The sequence below is a fragment of the Streptococcus sp. 1343 genome (assembly GCF_013277355.1).
Taxonomy (GTDB): domain Bacteria; phylum Bacillota; class Bacilli; order Lactobacillales; family Streptococcaceae; genus Streptococcus; species Streptococcus pseudopneumoniae.
The window spans coordinates 1-8,254 of sequence record NZ_VMMT01000044.1 but is presented as its reverse complement, the minus strand read 5'-3'; the positions used below and the strand labels follow the sequence as shown (position 1 = coordinate 8,254).

The 8,254-nt window shown below is 37.2% G+C and carries 9 protein-coding genes and 1 pseudogene; 1 reads left to right on the top strand and 9 read right to left on the bottom strand.

The features are described from left to right. Positions 1-394: 394 nt before the first annotated feature. Positions 395-1,477 carry an N-acetylmuramoyl-L-alanine amidase family protein gene (locus HT709_RS07060; protein WP_000868697.1) on the bottom strand — a complete coding sequence of 361 codons (1,083 nt, stop codon included), beginning with the start codon at positions 1,475-1,477 and terminating at the stop codon, positions 395-397. 12 nt (positions 1,478-1,489) lie between these two features. Further along, positions 1,490-2,728 carry a caspase family protein gene (locus HT709_RS07055; protein WP_000722389.1) on the bottom strand — a complete coding sequence of 413 codons (1,239 nt, stop codon included), beginning with the start codon at positions 2,726-2,728 and terminating at the stop codon, positions 1,490-1,492. A 92-nt stretch (positions 2,729-2,820) separates the two neighbouring features. Between HT709_RS07055 and HT709_RS07050 the strand changes: the two genes are divergently transcribed. Then, positions 2,821-3,675 (top strand): Rgg/GadR/MutR family transcriptional regulator, encoded by an 855-nt coding sequence (locus tag HT709_RS07050; protein WP_000427006.1) that lies wholly within the window; start codon positions 2,821-2,823, stop codon positions 3,673-3,675. A 124-nt stretch (positions 3,676-3,799) separates the two neighbouring features. On the opposite strand, the pseudogene HT709_RS11875 reads toward HT709_RS07050, so the two are convergent. The 7 genes and pseudogenes from HT709_RS11875 to HT709_RS11870 all read right to left on the bottom strand — a co-directional run. Next, positions 3,800-4,011: pseudogene (locus HT709_RS11875) on the bottom strand (IS3 family transposase); the annotation flags it as partial. Between the two features lie 88 nt (positions 4,012-4,099). Continuing rightward, positions 4,100-4,447: a type II toxin-antitoxin system RelE/ParE family toxin gene (locus tag HT709_RS07045; protein ID WP_000395510.1), complete on the bottom strand. Its 348-nt coding sequence runs from the start codon at positions 4,445-4,447 to the stop codon at positions 4,100-4,102. Beyond that, a complete protein-coding gene (locus tag HT709_RS07040; RefSeq protein WP_023939238.1) occupies positions 4,437-4,724 on the bottom strand; it encodes a type II toxin-antitoxin system RelB/DinJ family antitoxin in 288 nt (95 codons plus the stop codon). Before HT709_RS07040 ends, HT709_RS07045 begins: the two co-directional genes overlap by 11 nt. Before the next feature lie 162 nt (positions 4,725-4,886). Further along, a complete protein-coding gene (gene rpsD, locus HT709_RS07035; RefSeq protein ID WP_000092760.1) occupies positions 4,887-5,498 on the bottom strand; it encodes a 30S ribosomal protein S4 in 612 nt (203 codons plus the stop codon). A 194-nt stretch (positions 5,499-5,692) separates the two neighbouring features. Next, positions 5,693-6,745, bottom strand: coding sequence for a HAMP domain-containing sensor histidine kinase (locus HT709_RS07030; RefSeq protein ID WP_023939236.1), 1,053 nt, complete (start codon positions 6,743-6,745; stop codon positions 5,693-5,695). Then, positions 6,742-7,440: a response regulator transcription factor gene (locus tag HT709_RS07025; RefSeq protein ID WP_172925624.1), complete on the bottom strand. Its 699-nt coding sequence runs from the start codon at positions 7,438-7,440 to the stop codon at positions 6,742-6,744. The genes HT709_RS07030 and HT709_RS07025 overlap by 4 nt, the downstream gene beginning before the upstream one ends. Positions 7,441-7,606: 166 nt before the next feature. After that, positions 7,607-8,254, bottom strand: a 648-nt coding sequence (locus tag HT709_RS11870) for a fibronectin-binding SSURE repeat-containing protein (protein WP_240156676.1), incomplete at its 5' end; no start/stop codon positions are given.

The window sequence follows — 8,254 nt, the reverse complement described above, 5'->3', positions numbered from 1 at the left end:
CTATCTTGAAAAAGAAAGTAACAGATTTATTAAGGGAAGTCCCAACTATTTTTGAATGTTTGGAACGCTTTTTAAAAACTAAATGACTATAAAACTTTTTTCCCAGATTTTTGTTTACTACTAAAGTTCACAATGGGTCTAATTTTTAAAATACTCTTGTTTAATTTTTGTAAGCAGATTGTTAGTAAAAGAGAATAACCCTGCTAAATTTCTGATCTACTTTATTCTATAGTAAAATGAAATAAAAATAGGACAAATCAATCAGGACAATCAAATCAATTTCTAGTAATGTTTTAGAAGTCCAGATGTACTATTCTAGTTTCAATCTACTATATATTATTCACTGACTAAAAAAGAAAACCTACCTTCTCAGTAGATTTTCTCTGTTTAAAATTTATTTCCAAGCGCCACTGGCATCTACATAGTAACCATCAGGTGTATAGGTGTTGTGAAGCATCTTACCAGTTGAAGCAAGGTAGTACCAAGATCCACTATCTTTTACCCATCCTGTTACCATAGAACCTGAGTTGTTTAGATAATACCAAGATCCACTATCTTTGATCCAACCTGTCGCCATAGAACCTGAGTCCTTTAGGTAATACCAAGAGTTATTATCATATAGCCAATTGCTAGCAATCATAGCTCCTGATGATTTAAAGGCATACCAGTTGCCACCCTGATAGAGCCAAGTTTGATTGAACATGACTCCTTTATCATTCATAAAGTACCAAGTTCCCTTGTCCTTAACCCAAGCATTTTTAACTAATTGACCTTGTTTTTGATAGTACCACTTTTCACTGTAATTCTTTTTTAGCCAGCTTTCTGCTTTTAGAATCGGATAAAGTATTTTGAAGGCTCCTCCCCCTCTGTAGGAATGACTGATAACTCCTGGTTTTTGAAGTTTCAATTCTACATAGTCGTCTTCCCAAGCAAACACTTTTTGACCATTGAGAGTCTCTGGTAAGGTAGCAGTGTAGGTCTTAGTTTGATAGTCCCATTTTGCATCAAGGTAGGTGTGTTGATCATTTGATTCGTCAATACGGAAGTAACCACTCTTTCCGCCATCATTATATACATCATCTACTACTTTAGTGGACCAGGTCTTTACTTCATTTCCGCTCTTGGCTTCTACCTTGATATCTCCTCTATAGCCATAAGGTACATAGAAATTCAGGTAACGCCCCTCTGTACCGACCATAGATTTGTCCTTTTCTTGACCTAGGAAATTGATAGTCTGATCTTGACCATTGAGACTAACCGTCCACTCGATTTTCTCAGTTTTTGGCAAATCCAAGACTTTGATATCCACTTCATGGCCATTGTTAAATCGAAGAATTTTGCCATCTTGATACTTAACCCCACCCTTAATAACCCATTCTTCTTCCAACTCAAAGGCTTGACCTGAATGAGGGAAAGCTAATAAAGCTAGACCTGCTAGAGATAAACCAAATAGTGTGATTTTTTTTGATACTTTCATTTTCTTAACTCCTTATTTTTGGAATAAAACAAATTGACTGTTTTTAGGATAAACTGATACATGTTGCTCTTCGTGAATTTGTGATGCAGCTTCAAGGACTAGAGGATAAGAGTATTGATACAGTTCCTCTAAAGTAATTTTTCCGTTAGTATTGGTGTCTGCCATAGGCGAAATCATTCTATTTTGAAGTGAATCCCAACCTGTACCCATTGCCCAGTATCTGGTGGCAAGACTACCTACTCCGACTACACTATACGATTCTTCGCCTTTCCAAGAGGCACATAGTACGAGGAATTTAGAATCAAGCATTTCACCATTCTTGCTTGCTACATCTCCTGTTGAAAATCCTGCCAAAAATGCTTGTTCATCAAATTTTTCTTCAGACTTGGAGGCAACCTTTTTGTCTGACTTACCTACATCTATAATTGTTCCTGAATAGCAACAATCCAGCATAACCACAAACTTACCTTTATATTGTTTCAGTATAGATGCCAATTCCCAGCCTGAAAATGTCTGACCATCGCTACCAAGATAGATTCTTCCGTCTCTTCCTCCATGACAAGTAAGGTAAAGATAGTTCACATCGCTTTCGATAGAAGATTTGAAAAGCTCTTGCGTTTTTGCAATAATCTCGGACTTAGTTTTATCTGGGAAACGAACAACTTTACTAAAGTTTTGGTTACCAAAAACCTTTTCCATAGCATTAACGTCTTCGATAGGTACTGCTCTCGTTGATGTTTCACCAAGAACTAAAGCACGGCGATTAATCGTTTGTCTTGCTCCACTACTAGCAAAGAAATAAGTATCATCTCCAATATTGTGCCAACCTGTCTGCATAGCACCGCTGGCAGCCAAATAATATTGTTTTCCTTCGATAGTCTGTAGGCCAGTTTGCATGACACCGCTAGTATTTAAATAGTACCAACTACCAGAAATCAAACACCATCCTGTTTTCATAGCACCACTAGTATCTAGATAATACCAATTTCCATATTCATTAAACCAACCTGTTTTCATCCAACCTTCACTATCAAAATAGTACCAGGTTTCATTGATCTTTTCCCACCCGTTTTTAGTGTAAGAACCGTCAGAGTGTTTATACCACCAACGGCTATTCGATTGAATCCAACTGCCATTAGAGTGACTATAAGACTTGGGAGAGATAGATTCTTGAGCAGAAACTGGACTATTTACTGGTAGTGTTGCCACTAGGCTCAGTAAAGCAACTGATGACAATAAAATTTTTTTCATAATCATATTGTCCTTTCTGTTTTATTTTTGTATAATCATATCACAAATAAAAAAACAGGTTTTATTTTTTGCAGAAATGGAAGAGGAATACTATGGAAAATTTTGGAGCAGTTTTAAAGGATATCCGTATTTCAAAAAATTTTCGTCTTAAAGATTTGGCTTGTGATAAGATTAGTGAGTCAACTATTTCTCGTTTCGAAAATGGGATTACAAAATTATCTATTGATCATTTTTACATATTGTTAAATCGCCTGGGGATATCATTTTCGGAATTTGAAGAATTAGTTCATTGCTATTATTCCAAAAAAGAATGCTTTTTTGAAGAATTAGAACATGCTGTAAACTCTTCAGATATCATTTTGTTACAAGAACTAATAAAGAAAATAGAGCTAAAACAAAAGCAGGAAAGAAGTTTATGCAATTTTCACATAAAATTGATTGCTGAACAACAGATTAATCGCCTTGTAAATCTTCCTTATAATACATCTAAATGCAATGAGATAATAAAGTATTTGCTTTCGGTAGATACTTGGATGGAGTATGAACTGAAAATTTTTTATAATTCGGTGTTTTTTATGAACACTAAAACCATAAGCTTATTATATAGAGCGGTAATCAAGAAAACACGACATTTTTTAAAAACAAATATGGGAACACATAGAGTAATTCCTTTATATTTATTTAATTTAGAATTATTATTAAAAAATAATTTGTTAAATAACGCTCAATTTTTTATAGATGATTTAGAAAATTTACTGACCAGACAAGGATATTATTTTGAAAAGAATTATTTACTCTTCCTAAAAGGTATTTATCTTATAAAAACTAATCAAATAGAGTTAGGTAAAAAAGAATGTTCTAAAGCTATGAGAATATTTAAGGAATATAATGATAGTGATACAATAAATGAATTAAACCAGAAATTTAAGCTAGATCTAACAATTTAATTGTTAAATGATATTGTTTAGAGATATAATTCCTAAAAAATTAGACAAATAATTTATCTATAAGATTTGGTTCTGTATTACACTGAGCTAAGTCTTTCTTAGTTTTAATACATTTGTTATTATATAGGCTTTTATTGATTATTTCTTGTTTTAATTCAGGGGAATAGTAACGATTCTTCCCATTTTTAACACTCTCTATTCCATAACGATCAATTCATCTTGTCACATACCTTAGCCCGAAACATCTACACAAAATCTTTTTGAAAGCTGATTAAAGATTTGTACTTGCTTTCTAAGTTCATAGATCTGAACCTTAACCTCATTTGTCAATCCCATAATAAAAATAAGGACATTCCAATTGAACTGCACCCCAAAAGTTAGACAGAAAAAATCTAACTTTTGGGGTGCAGTTCATATATAGGCGCTATTTTTTCTTGAACAAGCGGATGTAGTCCTGTTTGCTATGAATAATATCTGATACAAAGACAGCTTTTCTGTCCTCTAAAATATGATAGAATGCTAGGTAATCTCCTAAAATGATGCATCGAGTTTTGTGGGGTGGGTATATAATCCCTCCTACTCTTTCGTCAGCATCAAATCCTGCTTCTGGGAAGACTTCAAGACGCTCCAAACCATAAAGAACATTCTTAACTGTGTTTGCTCCTGCCTGTTCTGAAAAGTAGTTAGCTGAGATATAATCTTTAATACCTCTTAGCTGTTCTTGTACCGTTTCGGAGATAATGATGCTATATGCCTTCTCGTTAAATTCCAAGGTTAGCCCTCACTTCATCAAGACTGTAAGTTCTTCCATGTTCTAAATCCTCAAAGCTACGAGCAATTTCAGCACGCAACCCTGATAGAAGTTCTTCTCTTTCTTTATCTACTTGAGTTTCAAATGGCAAGGCTTTATTTTCTACAATATGTTCTAAAAACAAGTTAAAACTGGCTGTCATATCAAGATTTTGCGCTGTGATAATAGCTTTAGCTTTCTCTAACAAGTCTCTGTTAGTCTTAAAATTTACCTGTGTGTTTTTTTCTAAAACATTCATGGTAGCACCTCCTTTAGACTATTATATCACTTTGAACTATACAGGTCTAGTTACGTATAGACGATTATAGCTGGATACTAAGAGAAATCAAAAAGCACTAGGGGAAAACGCCCCAAAGTGCTTAATTTCAAGGCTTTACAGCCTATCTTATTTAATAAAATATTACAACATTTTGTTGTAGAATTCAACGACAAGTGCTTCGTTGATTTCTGGGTTGATTTCGTCACGTTCTGGCAAGCGAGTCAATGAACCTTCCAATTTTTCAGCGTCGAATGATACGAATGCTGGACGTCCAAGAGTAGCTTCTACTGCTTCAAGGATTGCCGGAACTTTCAATGATTTTTCACGAACTGAGATCACTTGACCTGGAGTTACGCGGTATGATGGGATATCAACGCGTTTTCCGTCAACAAGGATGTGACCGTGGTTTACGAACTGACGAGCTTGACGACGAGTAGTCGCAAGACCAAGACGGTAAACAACGTTATCTAAACGACGTTCCAAAAGAAGCATGAAGTTGAAACCTAGGATTCCGCCTTTGATTTTTGTAGCTTGTACGAACAAGTTACGGAATTGTTTTTCACCTACACCGTAAGTGAAACGAAGTTTTTGTTTTTCAGCCAATTGCAAACCGTATTCTGACAATTTAGAACGGTTGTTTGGTCCGTGTTGTCCTGGTACGTAGTTACGACGTGCCAATTCTTTACCTGTACCTGTAAGTGAAAGGCCAAGGCGACGAGATTGTTTCCAAGATGGTCCTGTATAACGTGACATGTGAATGTCCTCCTGATATAAATAATATTTCGGTGGAAATAGTCACTTAGAAAGCCCTGATTCGTGCAGATGCCCTTCGCCTAAACAGCCAAGGTTACTTATTATAAGACACCTGTTGACGAGCTTCATGCTTTCCTGCTGATATTTCACACAAAATCTATTTTACCATGAATAGCTGGATTTGTAAAGGGGTTTTAGGCTTTATTTTCACTACCAGAGAGATTGAGAAGGAGGGTAAAGGTGCTTCCGAGGCCGTACTGGCTGCTGACTGTGATTTCACCACCCAATTGATGGGCTAATTCACGCGCAATCGCAAGACCTAAGCCATGACCACCTGTTTTCATATTACGCGAAGTCTCTACACGATAAAGACGTTTGAAAATATTCTCCAAATCCTCTGGGGCAATCCCCTGTCCCTCATCGGTCACACTGATTGAAAGCTGGTTATTTTCCAGCTTAGCCACCACTTCCAGCTTGGTTCCTGGAGCTGAGTATTTAAAAGCGTTATTGACCAGATTCACCAAGATACGAGAAAGTTTGGCATAATCTCCTTCAATCCGGGCAGACTCTGGGATTACCTGCAAGTGGACATCTCTTCTCTCCTGCTCAATCAAGAACTGAAATTCACTCATGCACTCAATCAAGAGCTGGTCCAGAAAAATACTGTCCTTGCTGGTCGTTTCCATCTGATTTCTAGCTGTATTTAGAGTCAAAAAATTCAACTCTTCAACCAGTTTATTGAGTCTTTCCGTCTGACGCCCAATGGTTGCTAGATAATGAGCTTGCTCCGACTCCTTGATAACCCCATCCAAAATCCCTTCTACCGTCGCTTGGATCGAAGTGATAGGAGTCTTAATATCATGCGAAAGTTGAGCAATCATCAAGCCCTTTTCTCGTTCGCTTTCTTCCAAGGAATCAAAGCTGGCCTGCAAATCATGGGACATTTCATTAAAAGCTTGCCCTAATTGTTGAAATTCTAAAGGACCTTGAACCTCCAAATTTGAAGGAAAATCCTTGTCCGCTACCCGCTTGGCATGCTCCTTGAGTTTGCCCAACGATGTAAAGACCGGCGATAGGAGAAAGAGACTAATCCCAGCACCGACAAGGCTGGCAACGATGGTCATCCCAAGCAAAAAGTAAATCTCGCTTTTCTCAATCAGCATTTTTTGAACAGCCCAAAAAACAACCAAAATGGTTAAGAGGGTTGAAATAATATATCCAACCAAAATATAACTTTTTAGTTTCATGTTTGTCCTCTCGGTTTCTCTATCTTATATCCCAAGCCCCAAACTGTCTTAATAGTGGGCGTTTGGTCACTACTATATTTTGCCAACTCCTGTCGAAGAGCATGGATATGCACATTCAAGGTATTGGTATCATCCATATAGTCTTCTTGCCAGACCTTTTCATAGAGGTCTGTCTTGGAGAAAACTCTCTCTGGATTGCTAGCTAAAATCCACAGCAATTCAAATGATTTAACAGTCAAATCCAGCATTTCTTCTCCTATTTGAACTTCATGACTACTATGATTCATTTTTAGATTGCCAAGGGAAATCAGCTCTGTTTCGCCCCCACGATGAAGGCGACGCAAAATATTATGGACCCGCAAAACCAGCTCACGAGGGCTAAAGGGCTTAGCAATAAAATCATCTGCTCCCAAGCTCAGGCCATAAATCTTGTCCTGTTCACTGGTCTTAGCAGTAATAAATAGGAAAGGCTGCTCTGGTGATAAGTATTGAACCTCACTGATTAAATCATAACCATCCATCCGAGGCATCATGACGTCTGTGATAATCAAATCAATCGGTTTTTTCTTGAACAGCTCTAACGCTTCCAGTCCATCATGGGCTACCAAGACCTGATAACCTGCCTGAATTAAGTATCTCTGATGAATATCTGTGATTTCTACCTCGTCGTCAACGAGTAAAATTGTCTTTCCCATCTGTCTCTCCTTTGATAAAAACAGTGCTATACTGCTTTAAGTATAACACTATTTTTATTGTTTTACGATGATTTTAATCTGCTATTGAAAGAAAGTCCTGATAGCTGATTGAGTTGGTAAACTAGCCTTAGTCAGCCCACTATCCATCATTTATTTCCTTAGCTGATTAGTTTTCTTCTTTTTTGTTTTTCAAACCTAGACCACCGAGTAAACCTGCAAGTGCAAGCCCAAGGAAACCAATACTTGCCATTGATGTTTGAGCTTCACCAGTATTTGGTAGCATAGCTTTATCATCTGACATCATCTTGTCTGACATCATCGTATCAGACATCTTATTAGCAGAAGCAGCCATGTTTTCACCTGCCATCGTATTGGTAGAGCTTGTCATGGTGTCAGCAGGCATGCTATCTGTAGTACTTGGAGCTGGAGTCTCAGTCTTCATACCTGATTTTTCCATTTGGTCATTTGCTGGAATTGCTTTATCAGTCTCTTTGGCTGGTGCCATCATGTCCTTATGGTCAGTAGACATTTGATGAGTCGCACCTGTAGCATGACTGTGATTCATCGGAGTCACTCTAGAACCAGAGTTAGAAGGTGAGAAAGAACCACTTGCTGTGTCTGATGTTTCTTTAACATTTATGTTAATAGTAACTTGTTTAGTTGCTACGACATTTGTCAAATCTGCTTTACCATCTTTGTTACCATAGACATTGACTGTAGCGCTGTAGGTTTTAGTGCCGTTTGCTCGGAACTGGTCGATGAGTTCTTGTTTTTCTTTGCCAGCCACGTTTCCGTCCAAGGCTACTTGATAGAA

Coding starts and splice junctions, on each gene's coding strand:
- HT709_RS07060 (WP_000868697.1), bottom strand. CDS start 1,477: ATGAAAGTATCAAAAAAAATCACACTATTTGGTTTATCTCTAGCAGGT.
- HT709_RS07040 (WP_023939238.1), bottom strand. CDS start 4,724: ATGAATGTTTTAGAAAAAAACACACAGGTAAATTTTAAGACTAACAGA.
- HT709_RS07025 (WP_172925624.1), bottom strand. CDS start 7,440: ATGGGAAAGACAATTTTACTCGTTGACGACGAGGTAGAAATCACAGAT.
- HT709_RS07030 (WP_023939236.1), bottom strand. CDS start 6,745: ATGAAACTAAAAAGTTATATTTTGGTTGGATATATTATTTCAACCCTC.
- HT709_RS07055 (WP_000722389.1), bottom strand. CDS start 2,728: ATGAAAAAAATTTTATTGTCATCAGTTGCTTTACTGAGCCTAGTGGCA.
- rpsD (WP_000092760.1), bottom strand. CDS start 5,498: ATGTCACGTTATACAGGACCATCTTGGAAACAATCTCGTCGCCTTGGC.
- HT709_RS07050 (WP_000427006.1), top strand. CDS start 2,821: ATGGAAAATTTTGGAGCAGTTTTAAAGGATATCCGTATTTCAAAAAAT.